General features: G+C 71.6%; 16 protein-coding genes and 1 pseudogene. 10 read left to right on the top strand and 7 right to left on the bottom strand.

Translation table 11 applies throughout. The features are described 5' to 3' along the window. Positions 1 to 10 precede the first annotated feature (10 nt). Entirely contained in the window at positions 11 to 1240 is a 1230-nt protein-coding gene (ilvA, locus tag AV521_RS12730; RefSeq protein WP_076087680.1) for a threonine ammonia-lyase, read from the bottom strand. 162 nt (positions 1241 to 1402) lie between these two features. Here ilvA and AV521_RS12735 point away from each other — a divergent pair, with 162 nt between their 5' ends. The 3 genes from AV521_RS12735 to AV521_RS12745 all read left to right on the top strand — a co-directional run bounded on the left by AV521_RS12735 (position 1403) and on the right by AV521_RS12745 (position 2914). Next, positions 1403 to 1909, top strand: a complete 507-nt coding sequence (locus tag AV521_RS12735; RefSeq protein WP_179023069.1) for a MarR family winged helix-turn-helix transcriptional regulator — start codon at positions 1403 to 1405, stop codon at positions 1907 to 1909. A 156-nt stretch (positions 1910 to 2065) separates the two neighbouring features. Beyond that, positions 2066 to 2569 (top strand): sigma factor-like helix-turn-helix DNA-binding protein, encoded by a 504-nt coding sequence (locus AV521_RS12740; RefSeq protein ID WP_076087682.1) that lies wholly within the window; start codon positions 2066 to 2068, stop codon positions 2567 to 2569. A gap of 96 nt (positions 2570 to 2665) precedes the next feature. Further along, positions 2666 to 2914, top strand: coding sequence for a hypothetical protein (locus AV521_RS12745; RefSeq protein WP_076087684.1), 249 nt, complete (start codon positions 2666 to 2668; stop codon positions 2912 to 2914). Between the two features lie 49 nt (positions 2915 to 2963). Here the strand turns inward: AV521_RS12745 and AV521_RS12750 are convergent, their stop codons facing one another. After that, positions 2964 to 4118 carry a cystathionine gamma-synthase gene (locus tag AV521_RS12750; RefSeq protein ID WP_076087686.1) on the bottom strand — a complete coding sequence of 385 codons (1155 nt, stop codon included), beginning with the start codon at positions 4116 to 4118 and terminating at the stop codon, positions 2964 to 2966. Positions 4119 to 4466: 348 nt separating this feature from the next. On the opposite strand from AV521_RS12750, the gene AV521_RS12755 reads away from it, so the two are divergent. From AV521_RS12755 to AV521_RS12770, 4 genes are all read left to right on the top strand, one after another. Continuing rightward, entirely contained in the window at positions 4467 to 5585 is a 1119-nt protein-coding gene (locus tag AV521_RS12755) for a hypothetical protein (protein WP_076087688.1), read from the top strand. 185 nt (positions 5586 to 5770) lie between these two features. Then, positions 5771 to 7405, top strand: a complete 1635-nt coding sequence (locus tag AV521_RS12760) for a M48 family metalloprotease (protein WP_076087690.1) — start codon at positions 5771 to 5773, stop codon at positions 7403 to 7405. Between the two features lie 150 nt (positions 7406 to 7555). Beyond that, complete coding sequence (locus AV521_RS12765; protein WP_076087691.1) at positions 7556 to 8668, top strand: hypothetical protein; 1113 nt, start codon at positions 7556 to 7558, stop codon at positions 8666 to 8668. 343 nt (positions 8669 to 9011) lie between these two features. Next, complete coding sequence (locus tag AV521_RS12770) at positions 9012 to 11447, top strand: SpoIIE family protein phosphatase (RefSeq protein WP_076087693.1); 2436 nt, start codon at positions 9012 to 9014, stop codon at positions 11445 to 11447. 96 nt (positions 11448 to 11543) lie between these two features. Here the strand turns inward: AV521_RS12770 and AV521_RS12775 are convergent, their stop codons facing one another. From AV521_RS12775 to AV521_RS12790, 4 genes are all read right to left on the bottom strand, one after another. Next, on the bottom strand, positions 11544 to 12023 hold the full coding sequence (locus AV521_RS12775; protein WP_076087695.1) for a hypothetical protein: 480 nt from the start codon (positions 12021 to 12023) through the stop codon (positions 11544 to 11546). A gap of 37 nt (positions 12024 to 12060) precedes the next feature. After that, entirely contained in the window at positions 12061 to 12984 is a 924-nt protein-coding gene (locus tag AV521_RS12780; protein WP_256725525.1) for a beta-glucanase, read from the bottom strand. After that, positions 12981 to 13217: a hypothetical protein gene (locus tag AV521_RS12785; RefSeq protein ID WP_143658602.1), complete on the bottom strand. Its 237-nt coding sequence runs from the start codon at positions 13215 to 13217 to the stop codon at positions 12981 to 12983. Before AV521_RS12785 ends, AV521_RS12780 begins: the two co-directional genes overlap by 4 nt. 144 nt (positions 13218 to 13361) lie before the next feature. Then, on the bottom strand, positions 13362 to 13769 hold the full coding sequence (locus AV521_RS12790; protein WP_076087699.1) for a MerR family transcriptional regulator: 408 nt from the start codon (positions 13767 to 13769) through the stop codon (positions 13362 to 13364). A gap of 140 nt (positions 13770 to 13909) precedes the next feature. Between AV521_RS12790 and AV521_RS12795 the strand changes: the two genes are divergently transcribed. Next, positions 13910 to 14722, top strand: coding sequence for an amidohydrolase family protein (locus AV521_RS12795; RefSeq protein ID WP_076087700.1), 813 nt, complete (start codon positions 13910 to 13912; stop codon positions 14720 to 14722). A 13-nt stretch (positions 14723 to 14735) separates the two neighbouring features. Further along, positions 14736 to 15239: pseudogene (locus AV521_RS12800) on the top strand (iron chelate uptake ABC transporter family permease subunit); the annotation flags it as partial. A gap of 5 nt (positions 15240 to 15244) precedes the next feature. Here the strand turns inward: AV521_RS12800 and AV521_RS12805 are convergent. Further along, a complete protein-coding gene (locus AV521_RS12805; protein ID WP_076087701.1) occupies positions 15245 to 16291 on the bottom strand; it encodes an NAD(P)-dependent alcohol dehydrogenase in 1047 nt (348 codons plus the stop codon). A gap of 169 nt (positions 16292 to 16460) precedes the next feature. On the opposite strand from AV521_RS12805, the gene AV521_RS12810 reads away from it, so the two are divergent. Then, the gene (locus AV521_RS12810) at positions 16461 to 17357 is read left to right on the top strand and encodes a helix-turn-helix domain-containing protein (RefSeq protein ID WP_076087703.1); all 897 of its coding nucleotides are present in this window, start codon (positions 16461 to 16463) and stop codon (positions 17355 to 17357) included. Positions 17358 to 17415 lie beyond the last annotated feature (58 nt).

Consider the following 17415-nt stretch of genomic DNA (forward strand, 5'->3'; position numbering starts at 1 on the left):
GCTTCCGGCCTCAGTCGATGACCGTGTAACCCGCGTCCCGCAGGGCCTGGCCGACCTCGACGCAGTGCGCCGGACCCTTCGTCTCCAGGTGCAGCTCCACCTCCGCCTCCGTGAGCCCGAGCCGGGGGTCGGTTCGTACGTGGCTCACGTCGAGGACATTAGCGTCGACCACTGACAACACCCCGAGCAGTGTGGCGAGGGCGCCCGGGCGGTCCGTCAGCCGGAGCCGAACGGCCAGGTAGCGGCCCTGCGCGGCCATGCCGTGCCGCAGCACACGCTCCATCAGCACCGGGTCCACGTTCCCACCGGAGAGCACCGCGACGACCGGGCCCTCGAAGGCGTCCGGCGCGGCCATCAGCGCCGCGACCGGGCTCGCCCCGGCCGGCTCCACGACCAGCTTGGCCCGCTCCAGGCACAGCAGCAGCGCAGCCGACAGCTGGTCCTCGCTGACGGTGCGCACCTCGTCGACCAGCTCGCTGATGATCCCGAACGGCACCAGCCCCGGCCGCCCCACCTTGATGCCGTCGGCCATCGTCGCCGGGTTCTCCACCGACACCGGGTGCCCGGCGGCCAGCGAGGGCGGGTAGGCCGCCGCGCCCTCCGCCTGCACGCCGACGATCCTGACGTCCGGCCGGATCGCCTTGACCGCCACCGCGATCCCGGCCGCGAGCCCGCCGCCGCCGATACCGACGACGATCGTGCGCACCTGCGGGCACTGCTCCAGGATCTCCAGGCCGACCGTGCCCTGACCGGCGATGATGTCGGGATGGTCGAAGGGGTGGATGAACACCGCGCCGGTCTCGGCCGCGTACTCCTCGGCGGCGGCCAGCGTCTCGTCGACCACCTGGCCGTGCAGGCGCACCTCGGCGCCGTAGTCCCGGGTCGCGCTAATCTTTGGCAGCGGGGCACCCTTCGGCATGAACACGGTGGAGTGCACGCCGAGCAGCGAGGAGGCCAGTGCCACGCCCTGCGCGTGGTTCCCGGCGCTCGCGGCCACCACGCCGGCCGCCCGCTCCTCCGGCAGCAGTCCGGCGATCCGCACATAGGCGCCGCGCAGCTTGAACGAGCCGGTCCGCTGGAGGTTCTCGCACTTCAGCTGCACCGGTGCGCCGATCAGCTGGGACAGGTGCCGACTGCCCTCCATCGCGGTCACCCGCGCCACGCCCAAGAGCATCTTCTGGGCTCCGCGCACATCGTCGAGAGTGACGGAACGCAAGGAGTCAGTCGTGCCGTAGCTCATGACTCCAGCATCGCAGTTCACGGTCGTGCATGACTTGTGTGACCAAGCTCCGAGACCGGTTTGCGCAGCGCCGGTACGGCCCGCCGCCGGGCCGCGTACCCTGTCCCCCAACCCAGCAGCCCTTCATGAAGCGAGCCTCCGGCCATGCCCACAACACCTGAAATGTCGATGGACATGACGACCGTCGGTGACACCGGTCTTCTCGACACCCTCCAGCACGAGGTGGCGGTGTTCGCCCGCCGTGCCGAACAGACCCGGCTCGGGGGTGTCGGGCACGTGCGCAACTCCATGGACCGGGCGGCCTATCTGCTGCTCAACCGCCTCGACAAGGAAGGCCCGATGGGCGTCAAGGCGCTCGCCGCGAGCATGGGCATCGACTCCTCCACGGTCACCCGTCAGGTGGCTCCGCTGGTCGACACCGGGCTCGTCAAGCGCACCTCGCACCCCGAGGACGGGCGTGCGGTGGTCCTTCAGCTGTCCCCGCGCGGGGTGGCCCGGCTGGAGGAGGTGCGCTCCTCCCGGCGTCAGCTGATGGCCGAGCTGACGCAGGACTGGGCGCCGGAGGAGCGCGAGCAGTTCTGCACGCTCCTGACCCGCTTCAACCGCGCGCTGTCCGCCCGGATGACGGTGCAGGGGCCCACGCCGGCGGACCAGCCGCCGGCGTCCTGAGCCGCGAGCGCCCACCACAGGCGTAGCCCTCGCGCGCACCGGTCGGTCCCGGAGTCTTGACCCCGGCGCCGCCCTGGCCTCATATGAGACCGGGTCCTGTGTCGTACGGGGTTCACCTGTCCCGTACCGGGCAGGGCTCCTCCAGGGGGAGGCGCGGTGCGTGATCGGCAGGTGGCCCGAGGTACCCGCCGGGCCCGGGAGTTCGAGGCGTTCGTCGCGGGCGCGGCCGGGCGACTGCTGCACGCCGCCACTCTGCTCACGGCGGAGGCGCCGAACGCCAACCCGCGCGCGCGGCGCCTGCTGACACTCGCGCTCGCCCACACCTATGCGCGCTGGGACCGGCTGCACGGCGAGGACCCGTACGACTGCGCCCGCCAGCACCTCGCCACACGCTTCGCACGCGCGGTCTGGCACCAGTACGTCGCCTTCGGCCGCGCCCGCCCGGATCCACGCAGCCCGCTCGCCGCGCTCACCCCGCAGGAACGGCTGATCCTCGTACTGCGCCTCTACGAAGGCGTCGCCGAAGAGCAGGCAGCGGCTCTGCTGGGCCTGCCGGCGGAACGCGTTCACACCGTGTGCGACCGCGCGACAGCCAACCTGCTCCATCCGGCCCGCCCGGCCGCCCCGCGAGCGGCGGGGCCGAAGGTGGCGCCGTCGTGAGCGAGCCGGGGCCGTGAGGGGGTCAGGTGCGGCTCAGAGCGTGTACGGCCCTCGGGGCACGGCAATGGCAGGTCCTCGGCGCTTGAGGAGGTCGCGGTGAACCGGACCGAGCGGGAAGCTGCCGCGCGGCGGATCATGGAGCAGACCCCGGCGGCGGTACCGCCGGACCTGTGCGCCGAGGCGGTGCGCCGAGGCGAGCGCCTGCTGCGGCGCAGGCTGCTCGTCCGCCGGGTGCTGTGGCTGCTGGCCTGTGCCGCGGTCGTCGCGTTCGGTGTGTGGGCGGCCCGGGTGCACCCGTGGACGGAGCCGCCCTCCCAGACGACACCGCCGATCACCGGATGGTGAGCCGAGCCGGTCGGCCGACGGCGCCGCCGGCCGACACGTGCCTCTCCGGCTAGCCCAAGGCCTGCTGCAGGTCCGCCAGCAGGTCGTCGACATTCTCGATGCCCACGGACAGCCGGACCAGGTCGCCCGGGACCTCCAGGGCGGAGCCCACCACGGAGGCGTGCGTCATACGGCCGGGGTGCTCGATCAGGGACTCGACGCCGCCGAGCGACTCGCCGAGGGTGAACACCTTGGCGCGGTTGCACACCTCGACCGCCGCCTCCTCGCCGCCCTCGACGCGGAAGGACACCATGCCGCCGAACGCCTTCATCTGCTTGGCGGCGACCTCGTGGCCGGGGTGCTCGGGCAGGCCCGGGTACAGCACCTGCGTCACGCGCGCGTGCCGGGTCAGCATGTCGGCGATCTTCGTGGCGTTCTCGCTGTGCCGGTCCATGCGTACGGCGAGGGTCTTGGTTCCGCGCAGCACCAGCCAGGAGTCGAAGGGACCGGCGACGGCGCCCATCGCGTTCTGGTGGTAGGCCAGCTCCTCACCGAGGCCTTGGTCGGCGACGATCAGCGCACCGCCGACCACGTCCGAGTGCCCGCCCATGTACTTGGTCAGGGAGTGGACGACGGCGTCCGCGCCGAGCGCCAGCGGCTGCTGCAGGTACGGCGTGGCGAAGGTGTTGTCGACGACGAGCTTCGCGCCCCCGTCGTGCGCGACCTGAGCGACGGCGGCGATGTCGGTGATGCCGAGCAGCGGGTTGGAGGGGGTCTCGACCCAGACGACCTTGGTCTTCGGGGTGATCGCGGCACGTACGGCGGCCGGGTCGCTGGTGTCGGCGACGGACCACTCCACGCCCCAGCGGGTGACGACCTTGGCGAAGAGGCGGAAGGTTCCGCCATAGGCGTCGTTCGGGATCACCACGTGGTCACCGGGGCTGAGCAGCGTGCGCAGCAGGGTGTCCTCGGCCGCCAGGCCGGACGCGAAGGCGAGGCCGCGGCGTCCGCCCTCCAGCGCGGCGAGGTTCTCCTCAAGGGCGGTGCGGGTGGGGTTGGCGCTGCGGCTGTACTCGTAGCCGCCGCGGAGCCCGCCCACGCCGTCCTGCTTGTAGGTCGAGACCTGGTAGATCGGCGGGACGACCGCGCCGGTGAGGGGATCCGCGGTGTTGCCCGCGTGGATCGCGAGGGTCTCGAAGTGCTGACTGATGTGCCTGTCGCTCATGTGCACCGAGCGTAGTGCGCCCGGCCGGTTGGTGACGCCCGCAAGGCGAGGGGAGCGCCAGACGGAGGGATTTCCCTGTGCGGGCCGGGCTTTGTCCTGGTCTGTCGGGCGTCGGCCATGGGCTGTCCGGCGTCAGCCCTGGTCTGTCGGGCGTCGGCCATGGGCTGTCCGGCGTCGGCCATGGGCTGTCGGACGTCGGCCATGGGCTGTCCGGCGTCAGCCCTGGTCTGTCGGACGTCGGCCATGGGCTGTCCGGCATCGATCTTCTTGTCATGGCCCGGATGGGAGTTTTCCATAGCCCGGCGGTGGGGTTGGCCATTTCTCGGCGGCGTCTGGTTCGCTTGAGGCATGGCGATTCTCTGGCTGCTGATGGCGCTGCTCATGCTGAGCTTCGTGCTGCTCCCGTTCTTGCGGCGCAGGCGCGGGGTGATCGAGCAGGTTCCCCCGGGACACCCGGACGCCGCCGACCCGGCGGCCTACGGCTTCGTGCGCCAGGAAGAGCTGGACGTACGCATGCCCGGCCCGGACCAGGACCTGCTGGACGTCCTGGAGTTGGTGCAGCGCACGCGGGACTATCGTGCGGCCTCCCAGCTGCTGGCCGGCACCGCGATCGAGGGAGAACCGCGCTGGCAGCGGGTGCAGGCCTTCGCGGGCGCCGCCGCGCTGGAGCTGCAGCAGCGGCCCGGCGGAGTGCATGAGACGCCGGGCGCCCAGTGGCTGCGGGTGTGGCGGGCCGAGCAGCCCAAGGACGCGGGCGCCGCCGCCGTCTACGCGGAGTTCCTGGTGCAGCAGGCCTGGCGGACATCGACGCCGGGCACGGACGACTTCCGGATCATCATGGAGGAGGCCCGGGACGCGTGCGGGCAGGCGGCCCTGCTGGCCCCCGGCGACCCGGTGCCGTACGTCATCGAGCTGTCCATCGCCCGCGGACTCGCCTATCCGCAGGCCGAGTTCGACCAGTTGTGGCTGAAGATCCTCGACCGCGCCCCGCATCACATGGGCGCACATCTGGCCGCGCTGCACTACTGGTGCGAGAAGTGGCACGGCTCGCGCGAGCAGGCGTACGCCTTCGCCGAGGCCGCCGCGGCCCGCGCCCCGCAGGGCTCGCTGCTCGCCGCGCTCCCGCTGTTCGCGGTCTTCGAGCACCTCCCCGAGGTGAACCTGGTGGCGAGCTTCTACCAGAGCGAGGTCGTCACCAGGGCGATGCACGGCGCCCTGCACGCGGTGCACTCGGCCCGCCCCGACGACCCGATGCTCGCGCACGTCCGCCATCTGCTGGTCTTCTTCCTGGTCCGCGCCGAGCGCTGGCAGGAGGCCATGCACCAGCTGATACACGTCGACGGACATGTCGGCGCACTGCCCTGGACCCTGTCCGCCGACCCGGCCGCCGAGTTCGCCGTCTACCGCGCCCTGGCGGTGGCGGGTTACGAGGCCAACGGAGGCAGCCCGGCCACGCTGCCCGGCTGAGCCGACGGCGCCCCCAGCTGCCCGGCGCCGAATCCGCATTGCCCTTCTGACCTGCGGTACGGCATACTCCGGCATCCCCCCACACCGCACCGCACACACCGGCTGCCGTCGCCTCGACACCGTGCCGAGTGTGCCCGCTGCACCAAGTCCTGCTGTTTCTGAGGTCCTGTGGGGGGATCTGTCCGATGGGCGCAACTCTGCGTGCGCTGCGCGCGCTCGTTCTGCTGCTCGGTTTCCATCTGCTGAGCCTCGTACTGCTCGCGGCGCTTCTCGGCCTCGACGTCGTCGCGTTCACCTGGGGACACGGCCCGGTCGCCGCGAAGATCGTCATCGTGTCGGTGCTGCTCGCCGTCCCCGTCGTGCGGGGCATGTTCATGCTGCGCACGCCCAGGGGCGAGGGCGAGCCCGGCATCCCGGTCCCCGAGGCCGCCGAGCCCCGGCTGTGGGCCCTGGTCCGGGACGTCGCGGCCGCGGCCGGCACCCGCGTCCCCGACCGGATCCTGCTCACCGGCGACGTCAACGCGTCGGTCAGCGAGGAGCCGCGGCTGCTCGGCCTGTTCCCCGGACCGCGCCGCCTGCACCTCGGCGTTCCGCTGCTGACCGGCCTGACCGAGGCACAGCTGCGGGCCGTACTCGCCCATGAATACGGCCACTTCACGGGCGGTGACACCCGGCTGTCCGCGCTGGTGGTGCGCGGCCGGGTGCAACTCGCCCGGGTCATCGGGCAGTTCCACGCCAAGGCGGACGGCAAGGTGGCCGCCGAACGGGCCCGGCAGGAGCAGGCCGCGGCCAAACGGGTCGCCCAGGGCAAGAAGGCCAAGAAGGTCGACACCTCCGGCTCGGGGGTGACGTACCGGATGATGGCGGGGATCTACACCGCGTACGCCAGGCTCTACATGCGCGCCTCGCTGTCCACGGCCCGCGATCAGGAGTTCGCCGCCGACCTGTCGGCCGCGCGGCTCGCCGGACGCGACGCGACGGCGTCGGCGCTGCGCGAGATCCCGGTGCTGTCCGCCTCCCACCGCTTCTACCTCGACTCGTACGCCACCCTCGGTCTGCAGGCCGGACTGCTGCCGCCGCGCGGCGAGTTCTTCGGCGGCTTCGGGAAGCTGCTGACGGCCCGTGAGCCGGAACTGGTGCGGCTCCGCTCGGAGCTGCCGGAGGAACCGACGTCGCCGTACGACTCCCACCCGCCGATCGCCGAGCGCGTGCGCCGGATCGAGGCGCTGCCCGCCGACGGACGCACCGCGGAGGCCAAGGGCGCGGCGCTCGCCCTGCTCACCGATCCGGGGCGGACCCTGGCCGCGCTGGAGGACGCCGTCCTGGTCGACGAGGTGCTCGCCTTCCGGCGCACCGCGGGCTGGGCGGAACTGCTGGATGCCTCGATGGCGGCGGGCCTGTCCTCGGCGCAGACCCCGCTGCACCGGGCGCTGGCCGCCCACACCGGGCAGCCGCCGACACTGACCGCGCTGCTGGAGGTGATCGACCAGGGCCGGTTGTGGCAGCTGGCCGAGCAACTGCCGCTGTCGCGGGAGGCGGCCGCCGCGAAGGGGCGGGCGTTCCGCGAGTTCGTACGGCCCGTGATGCGCCGTTCGGTGCGGACGATGGTGCTGGCCGAGTTCAGCGCGTATGCGCTGCTGCACTGGGAGTTCTCCTGGTCCAGCCCGGCCGCCGTACGCCTGCCGGGCTGGGGTTCACGGGCCGCTCAGGGCGACGGTCCCGAGGCGGCACTGGACGCGGCGGTGGACGCGGCCCTCGCCGACCACCCCGACACCGCGCCTCTGCGGGCCCTGCTGCCACCGGCGACGCAGAACGCCTGACCAGCGGATTCCCGCAACCGAACTACGCCCGAGCACAGCGAACGACACAGGCACACGGCACACGGCACACGGCACACGACTGACGCACGACTCCAGACCCTCGCTCCCGACTCCCGACTCCCGACTCTCGACGAACGGACCGAACCGCCGATGACCACCCTCCTCTGGATCCTGGGGATCCTGGCCCTCCCCGTCGTGATCGCAGCCGTGCGGTTCACCGGCGCGTTCGTGAAGGAACTCTTCTCGCCGAGCCCTCCCGGCCCCGACGAGGCGGCGCAGACGGCGGAACGGCTCGGCCTACTGCCCGCCGAGCGGCAGGACACCGAGCACCCCGCCCCGCTGCCGGACGAGTGGTCGGCCGCGCTCGCCGCGGTGCGCGGCGGCGACTGGCAGCCCGCGGCCGAGTCGCTGCGGGGCATCGGCCGGGACTGGGAACGCCGTTCGACACTCACCGGTCTGCTGGGCACGGCCGCGGCCGAGGAGGACACCTGGCTGCTGAAGTGGGAGGCGGCACGCCCCGAGGACCCGGACGCGGCGGTGGTCAGGGCGCAGAGCACGGTGTACCTGGCCTGGGATCTGCGGGGTTCACTGCGGGCCGAGAACACGACGCGTGAGCAGTTCGACGGCTTCCACCGCACGCTGGCCACCGCCAGGGAGGAGATCGCGCGGGCGGCGGCCCTGAACCCCGACGACCCGACGCCGTACATCACGGAGATCTGGGTGGCGCTCGGACTGGGCTACCCGCACGCGGAGATGGACAAGCTGTGGGCGGAGATCACCGCCCGTGCCCCGTACCACTACGGCGCCCACCACGCGGCCCTGCAGTACTGGTGCGCGAAGTGGCGGGGGTCGAAGGAGCTGGCGTTCGGCTTCGCCGAGCGGGCGGCGGCCGAGGCGCCGGTGGGCAGTCTGCTGACGTCGCTGCCGTTGATCGCACACTTCGAGCACGACAGATCGACCGATGTAGCGGCCGACGGCACGCCCGAGATGGTGGCCCGGGTCGACGCGGGCCTGGCCGACGCGGCAGCGGCGGCAGCCACCGATCCGGGCCGGCCGGGCCTCGCCCAGCTGCGCCACCTGCTGGCGTTCTATCTGCATCTGCAGGACCGGCACGAGGCTGCGTTGGAGCAGTTCAGGCTGGTCGACGGGTATGTGGACGCACTGCCGTGGCGCTATCGGGGCGACGAGGCGGCGGCGTACTACTGCCGGGTCCGCAACGAGACGGCGCACGCCTACGCCGCGGCGGTCCCGCGTGGTCATTGAGCGGCACTGCCCGGCGGGTGCCTGCCGAGATGCGGGCGTGGGCCGCATCCCGACCGAGGCACGTGGCAACGCCGGTTGAAGTGGGCACCAGCCCGCGCCAAGTGGGCCCCGAGTGCGGTCTGCGCCTGCGGCCACGAGATCCACGCACTCGGCACGGTGCGCGGCCGAGTCGTCCCGCTGAGAACGAACAGGGCCACCCCGTGCATCGCACACGCTGAACGTCGCCATGGCGCTCCCGCCGAGGCTCCGGGCCGCGAAGGGCGCGAGGGACACGAGGGACACGAGAGTCGCGGAGGGAGACCACCGGGAGGAACATCGGAGTCATGGAGGCAAGGTGGTGGCTATGGGGACACCGTCGATGCATTTCAGCGAGAGTCCTGAAGATCCCTTCGCCCTCGGTCATGGCGCCTCGGCCGTGCTCGACGATCAAGGCATCGTGGTCGGCTGGAGCGCACGTGCACGGGCGTTGCTCGGATACCCGGCAGAGGAAGTGATCGGACGGGCCTGGCAGGACCTCCTGGTCGACTCGCGTGACCTGCCTGTCGTGCGGTCCGTCGTCGTGGAGGCCATGAAGGCGGGGGGATGGTTCGGTGTCCTGCCCGTGCGATGCCGCGACGGGCGCCGTGTGGAGATGGGTTTCCGGGCCCGTGCGGTGATCCGGGAGGAGGGCGGTCAGGAGTGGCTCCTGGTCGGTGCTCCTGCCTCGGAGGTCATTGCCTGGCAGCGGGACCGTGCACTGCTGGACGGCCTGTACCGCCGGTCCCCGATCGGTCTGGTCACCTACGGCCCGGACCGGAGAGTGATCCGGGTCAACCGTGCGGTCGAGAAGGCGAGCGGCGTCCCGGCCGAGGCTCCGGTGGGCCGTCGCCCCCGCGAATTCATGGTCGACGAGGACGCAGGTCCGACGGAGGAACGGGTACGGCACGTCCTGGAGACCGGCGAGCCGTTGATCTTCACGGAGCAGTCCGCCCGGGCACGCCACGACCCGGGGCGGGAACGGATCGTGTCCGTCTCGGCGTTCCGGATGGAGGATCCCTCGGGCCGGGTTCTCGGCGTGGCCGAGACGATCGAGGACGTGACCGACCGCCACCGGGCGCAACGAAGGCTCGCCCTGCTGAACGAGGCGAGCGCCCGGATCGGAACCTCACTGGACGTGAGACAAACCGCTCGGGAGCTGGCCGAGGTGGCCGTTCACGGCCTGGCCGACTACTGCTCGGTGGACCTCCTCAAGCCCGTGACACTGGGTGACGAACCGGTTGCCGGTACGGCAGGTCCGCTGCTCCGGACCGCCCTTTCACCAACGGAACACCGCGTCCCGTACCGGGAGGGCGACGTGGTCCCGCTGTTTCCGGAATCTCCGCAGGCGCGGTGCCTGGCCGAGCGTCGCCCGATCCTCGAAGGGCTGCTGTCCCTGCGCCCCGAGTGGTATGCCATGGACCGGCGGCGGATCGAGATCGCCTTGGGGCTCGGCGTTCATTCGCTGATCGTGGTGCCCCTGCTCGCGCGCGGTCTGGTACTGGGCGTGGTGAGCCTGTGGCGGTCGCACAATTCGGAGCCCTTTGAGGACGACGATGCCGCGGTGGCCCAGGAGCTCTCCTCGCGTGCGGCCGTCTGCATCGACAACGCCCGCCGCTTCACCCAGCAGCAGAGCGCCGCTCTGACGCTCCAGCGCAGTCTGCTGCCGAGCGCGGCGTCCGACCTGCCGGCCGTGGAGGTGGCCTGCCGATACCTGCCAGCCAGCGGTGAACCGGGCATCGGCGGTGACTGGTTCGACGTGATCCCGTTGTCAGGAGCCCGGGTCGCCCTCGTTGTGGGCGACGTGGTCGGGCACGGGATCCACGCCGCCGCCTCGATGGGCCGTCTGCGCGCCGCCGCGCGCACCCTGGCCAGCCTCGACCTGGAACCGGACGAGGTGGTGGCACGGCTGGACGATCTGGTCAGTCTGCTGGCCACCGAGCTGGAGGCGAACGCCGGCGACAACCTGTCGGCGATCGAGCAGGTGCTCGGGGCCACCTGCCTCTACGCCACCTACGATCCGGTGTCACAGCACTGCTCCCTGGCACGCGCCGGTCACCCGGCACCCGTGGTGTCCACCCCGGACGGCGAGGTGACCGTGCTCGATCTGCCCGCGGGTCCACCGCTGGGCCTGGGCGGACTGCCGTTCGAGACGTACGATCTGGACCTCCCCGAGGGCAGCCTGCTCACGCTCTACACCGACGGTCTCCTGGAAGCACGAGACGGCGACATCGACGCCGCGCTGGAGAACCTGCGCGCATGCCTCACCCACACCACAGAACCTCTGGACCACATCTGCCACACCGTGGTCGAGGCACTGCTGCCCAAGGAACACCTCCCCACCGACGACATCGCGCTGCTCATTGCCCGTACCCGGGTGCTACGGCCGCAGGATGTCGCCTCATGGCAGCTTCCCCTGGAAGCGACCGCCGCCGCCCGTGCCAGGGAGCTGACCACGGGGAAGCTGACCGAGTGGGGGCTGACCGAACTGGCCTTCACCACCGAACTGGTCGCCAGCGAACTGGTCACCAACACCTACCGGTACGCAGCCGGCCCTGTCACCCTCCGCCTCATCCGTACGCACTGCCTGATCTGCGAGGTGTCCGACACCAGCCACACTTCCCCCCACCTCAGGCGGGCCCTCAGCACGGACGAGGGCGGACGCGGGCTCTTCCTGGTCGCGCAGCTCACCGAGCGATGGGGCACCCGTTACACCCACGACGGCAAGACCGTGTGGACGGAACAGCCTCTGCCGCCCGCCTGAACCGAGACCAACTGCGAGCGCGATGAAGCACATGGCAGCGCAGGCTCGCCGCCACGGCAGTCCCTTGCCTCTGCTCGGTCCCGGGGCTGCGACGGCCTAACCGAATTCCGTGCGTACCGCCTCCAGGAATTCGCTCTCGGGGCCGGTCAGCCGGTCCCACAGCGGCCCCTCGGCGGCCGCTTCCTCCGGCTGGCGCCACAGGACGTGGTCCACCGCCGAGGCATAGGCCCAGGCGCACTCGAAGAGCTCCTGAGTGAACAGCACCTTGATCATGCGCTCGCACGCCCAGATGCGCTCGTTGACACTTCTGGCAGCGGCGCCCCACTCGGGCGTCCCCGCGGCTTCCCAGTCGGGTGCGGAGTCCCGTGCCGAGGCGAGGAATATCCCCTCCTGAGCCAGGCCGATGAACTCGCGTACCAGCGCCAGCTGTTCGGCCCGCCGGGCCTCGGCCAGCTGAGCCGCGTGCCGGGCGTCCTCCGCCCGGCTCACCTGCCGCGCCGTAGTGAGCTGAGCCAGGTACGACAAGCCCCCGCCCAGCACGACACCGAGCAACGATCCCCACACCTGTGACTGCATGATGGGTGCATAGCAAATCCGCGAAGTCCGGCACCAGTCAGCGCCAGACGCGTACGTAGTCGGCCTTGAAGGTGATCCGGGTGGTTGTGGTGCTGGGGGTGGGGTGGTAGGTGCCGTCGGTGACGGAGAGGTTGAGGGTGATGTTTGGGGACCAGGTGGTGCCGACGCCTGTGTGGTCGGAGTAGATCAGCTTGCCGTTGAGATACCAGTCGTCGTCGGTGGCGCCGTAGTTGACGCCCACGGTGATCCACGCGCCCGGATGGACGATGCCGGGGTCGGTGTAGAGGATGGACGCCAGGTTGACGTGGTTGACGAACTCCAGGATGTGCGGGGTGTCGGGGTGGTACTCGAAGCCGTCCACCTCGTTGCCCCCGTCGAACCAGGTCCATACGGCGGGCCAGGCTCCGCCGACGCTGGGCAGTTGGACGCGTGCCTCGGCGTAGTCGCCGGTACGTGTGCGGAAGTTCTTGGTGGTGCCTTCGGTGGTCAGCAACCCGGTGTTCCACGCCTGTCGGCCGTTCTCCAGGGTGTGGCTGCTCGGTGTGGCTGTGAAGGTGGCCGTACCGCCGGACACGGTGATCGCGGAGGGGGTCAGCCAGTCGAGTTTCGCGTCGTCGGGGTCGTGGTCGCCGTACCTGTAGGCGCTGGTGGAGGAGCCGTTCCAGCGGGTGCCGAAGGCGATGGGGGCGTTGAATTCCTCGTCGAAGGCCAGAGACCTGCCCTTCGTGGGTGAGGACGGCTCGGGGCCGGTGACGGCGAGCGTGCGGGTGCGGGTGCGGCTGGGCAGGCTGTGGCAGTCGGTGGACGTCAGGTAGTGGCCCGTCAGGCATCCTCCGGTGGTGGGCGCGGCCCAGGCAGGGGTGGTGGAGGTCAGGGCCAGCACCGTCGCTCCCGCGACGAGGCCCGCGCGACGGCGGATCGGCAGGGTGGCGGGCGGGGTTCCCGGGCGAATCACCGTCATCCCGCCTGCGGGGCGTAGGGCGCGGTGTTGTTTCCGGAGTTCGTACCGTCCGGGCTGGTCGCGGTCACCGTGCCGGCCGAGGGGACAAGCCCGTGCGCGGCGCCGGCCCACCGAAGCGCCGTGGGCACGGTGGCGGTGGCAGCCGTCTCGTCCGGGCCGTACGGGGCGATGCGGGCACACTGAGCCCCGGCCGCACGGTCGCGGTACGCCAACGAGGCTCGGATCCGATGCACCTGTACTCCCTCTTCGAACGGGGCTGAACGGGGCTGAACCGCGCTGAGCGGGGCTTGACCGGGTTGTACGGGGCTGAACGTTACGGACAGTGACCTTGCATATCGACATTCCCCGGGCCCGTCACACGGCACGTGCCGTCGGACTCAGGACCACTCCAACAGCCCATGCGGCCGACCGCCCCCACCGGGAGGGATCGCCCCTTCGAGGTCCGCGAGCAGCCGGCGCAGTTCCGCCCGTTCGCCCTCCAATCGGGCAGCCCTGTCGTCCAGTTCGGCCAGCCGGTCGCGCAGTGCCTCAGGTACGCCGGGGCAGGGGGCGAGGGCCGGGCCCGTGCCGCTGTCGGCCGTGCAGGGGAGCAGCGCGGCGACCGTCCGGGTCGGCAGGCCCGCCGCGAGGAGGGTGCGGATGCGCCGGACGCGGGTGATGTCCTCCTCCGTGTAGGCGCGGTATCCGTTGGAGCGGCGGTGCGGTGCGAGGAGGCCGGTGCGCTCGTAGTGGCGCAGGAGGCGGGGGCTGGTGCCGCTGCGGGCGGACAGTTCGCCGATCAGCACGCCGCCGCCTCCTTCATCCCTTGAAGCACCCCTCGAACCTTGAAGCACCCCTCGAAGCGGCGCCCACCGCTTGACCCTGCCACCGCGCCAGGCTGCAACTCTCGCCCGGAGATCGCTATTCCGCGTCTCCGAGGAGAGCAATGATCACCGATGCGCACGGGCATGTACATGACCCCGTCGGCCCCCATCTCGCCGCCCTGGACGCCGCCGGCGTCGACAAGGCCGTCCCGTTCCCCACCCGGCCCCATCCCGAGCGCGCCGCCGATCTCGCCGCGCTGCGCCGGGAGTTCGCCGTGCTGGACACCGCACTGGGCGGGACGGGCGGGTCGCGGGAGGTGTTCGCCGCCGCCCTGGACGAGGTGAGCGCGGCCGTCGCCGCTCATCCGGGGCGGTTCGTCGGGTTCGGGTCCGTGCCGCTGGACCTGCCGGACAGGGAGGTGGCGCAGGCCGTCGCCGAGGACGTGGTGGGGCGCGGGCTGTGCGGGATCGGGGAGTTGACGCCCACGCCGGGGCAGGCGGACCGGCTGGAACCGGTGCTGCGGGCCGCCGCCGACCACGGCGGGCTGCCGGTCGTCGTGCACGGGTTCGCGCCCACCACCGCCGCGGACCTGCGCACGCTCGCCACGCTCTCCCGCCGCCACCCGCGCGTCCCGCTCGTCGTCAGCCAGCTGGGCGGCCTGCACTGGATGGAGGCCGTGGAACTGGTGCGGGACACCCCCGGCATGTACCTGGAGCTGTCCACCGCCTTCCTGGTCATCGCCGTACGGCTCGCCGTCCGCGAACTCCCCGAGCGGACCCTCTTCGGCTCCGACGCCCCCTACGGCGACCCGGTCGCGGCCCGCGTGATGGTGGAACGGGCGACGGAGTCCGCGGAGGTCCGCGAGCGGGTCCTCGGCGGCAACGCGGCCGGGCTGCTGGGGGCGGCGGCCGGAACGGGCGGCCAGAACAGATAAGGTGAGGCTCACCTTACTTACCGCGGACAGCGAGCTGGACGCGGCCGAGCAGGTGAAGCTGTGGCTGACCGGCTCCCTCAACGGGCGGGGGTGGGAGCAGGCCGTGCCGCTGGCCGTGGTCCTCGCGCTGTGTCTGTCCGGGCTGATCTGGGCGGGCTGGGCCGCCCGGCCGCTGGGGCTCGGGGACGAGACCGCGGCGGGGCTCGGGGTACGGGTCGACCGGACCCGGCTCGCACTGACCGTGCTCGGTGTCGTACTCGCCGCCACCGCGACCGGCGCGGCCGGTCCGATCGGGTTCGTCGCGCTGACCGCACCCCAGCCGGCCCGCCGCCTCACCCGCACCCCGCACCTGCCACTGCTGTGCTCGGCGCTGACGGGTGCGGTGGTGCTGGTGGCCGCCGACCTCGCGGCGCGCACACTGCTGCCGCCGCTGGAGATACCGGTCGGCGCCCTCACGGCCCTGGTCGGCGGACCCTACCCGCTGTGGCTGCTGGGCCGCGGGCTCAAGCAGGCCTGACGGCGTCAGATCGTCGCCGTGTCGATCACGAACCGGTAGCGGACATCGCTGTGCACAACCCGCTCGTACGCCTCGTTGATCTGGTCGGCGCGGATCAGTTCGATCTCGGCGCCCAGGTTGCGCTCGGCGCAGAAGTCGAGCATCTCCTGGGTCTCCGGGATGCCGCCGATGCCGGAGCTGCTCAGGCTGCGGCGGTGGCCGAAGACCGAGGAGAGCAGGATGCGGACCGGCTCCTCCGGGATGCCGACGTTGACCATCGCACCGTCCGTGCGCAGCAGGGAGAGATACGCGTCGAAGTCGAGCGGCGCCGACACCGTGTTGAGGATGATGTCGAAGGTGCCCTTGAGGTCCTCGAAGGTCTTCGGGTCGCTGGTCGCGTAGTAGTGCGTGGCGCCCAGCTTCAGGCCGTCGTCCTTCTTGCGGAGGGACTGGGACAGGACGGTGACCTCGGCGCCCAGCGCCGCCGCGATCTTCACGCCCATGTGGCCGAGGCCGCCGAGGCCTACGACCGCGACCTTCTTGCCAGGGCCGGCGTTCCAGTGCTTCAGCGGCGAGTACGTGGTGATGCCGGCGCAGAGCAGCGGCGCGGCCACGTCCAGGGGCAGGCCGTCGGGGATGCGGACGACGTAGTTCTCGTCCACGACGATCTTCTGCGAGTAGCCGCCGTAGGTGGGCTGCCCGTCCTTGCCGACGGCGTTGTACGTCCAGATCGGGCCGCCACCGGTGCAGTACTGCTGCAGACCGGCCTGGCAGTTGTCGCACTCACGGCAGGAGTCGACCATGCAGCCGACGCCCACCCGGTCGCCGACGGCGTACTTCGTGACACCCGCGCCGACCTCGGCGACGACGCCCGCGATCTCGTGGCCGGGCACCATCGGGAAGATCGCGGTGCCCCAGCCCTCCCGGGCCTGGTGGATGTCGGAGTGGCAGATACCGGCGAACTCGATGTCGATGAGGACGTCGAACTCGCCGACCGCGCGCCGCTCGATGGTGGTCCGCTCCAGCGGAGCCTTCGCGGCAGGCGCGGCGTAAGCAGCAACAGTGGTGGTCATGCCGGGTTCTCCTAGCGATGTTCAGCGTGCCCGGCTGCCTTCCCACCGGGTACGCGACCAGCCTCTCCCACGCTACGACGACCACCCAGACCACGCTTGTACGTACGTCCGCCGTGCCTACCACTGGCGGGGTCAGGTTCCTGTGCGTACGACCGTGAATACTGGATGTATGGAAAACCAGCCCGTGCCCTCGTCCCCGCCCCTGGACCGGCGGGCCGAACTGAGCGAGTTCCTGCGCAGCCGGCGGGCCCGGCTGAAGCCGGAGGACGTGGGCCTGCCCGACTTCGGCCGGCACCGGCGGGTGCCGGGGCTGCGCCGCGAGGAGCTGGCGCAGCTGGCCGGGGTGTCGGTGGCGTACTACACCCGGCTCGAACAGGGCAACGGGCGGAATGTCTCGGCGGAGGTCCTGGACTCGATCGCCCGGGCGCTCAGGCTGTCGGACGCCGAGCACGCGCATCTGACGCATCTGGCCAAGCCGAAGTCGCACAAGAAGAAGCCGGCGGCACGGCAGCAGCAGGTCCGCGTCGCCCTGCGACAGCTGCTGGACACGATGGACGGCATACCGGCGTACGTCGTCGGGCGCCGCTCGGAGATCCTCGCCTGGAACCGGATGGCGGCGGCGCTCTTCGGCGACTGGGCGGAGCTGCCGCCGGGCGAGCGCAACTGGGCGCGGCTGGTGTTCCTGCACCCCGACTACCGGAATCTGTTCGTCGACTGGGAGCAGAAGGCGATCGACATCGTCTGCGCCCTGCGTATGGACGCCGGCTGCTATCCGGACGACCAGCGGCTGTCGGCGCTGGTGGGCGAACTCTCCGTGAAGAGCGAGGAGTTCCGCAGGCTGTGGGCGACGCACGACGTCAAGGAGAAGAACCACGGCGTCAAGCGGCTGCACCACCCCCTGGTGGGCGACCTCTCCCTGAACTTCGAGTCCTTCCGCCTGACGGACGGCACGGACCAGTCGCTGCTCACGTACCACGCCGAACCGGGCTCCCGGTCCGCCGACTCCCTCCGTCTCCTGGCCAGCTGGGGCACGGACGCGGCCCACACCACCGTGCCCTCGGCCTAGGGCCGGTCCCCGACAGCCGGAGGGGCACCCGGAGATCGTCTCCGGGTGCCCCTCGCCT

This window comes from Streptomyces sp. IMTB 2501 (assembly GCF_001953885.1).
GTDB lineage: Bacteria > Actinomycetota > Actinomycetes > Streptomycetales > Streptomycetaceae > Streptomyces.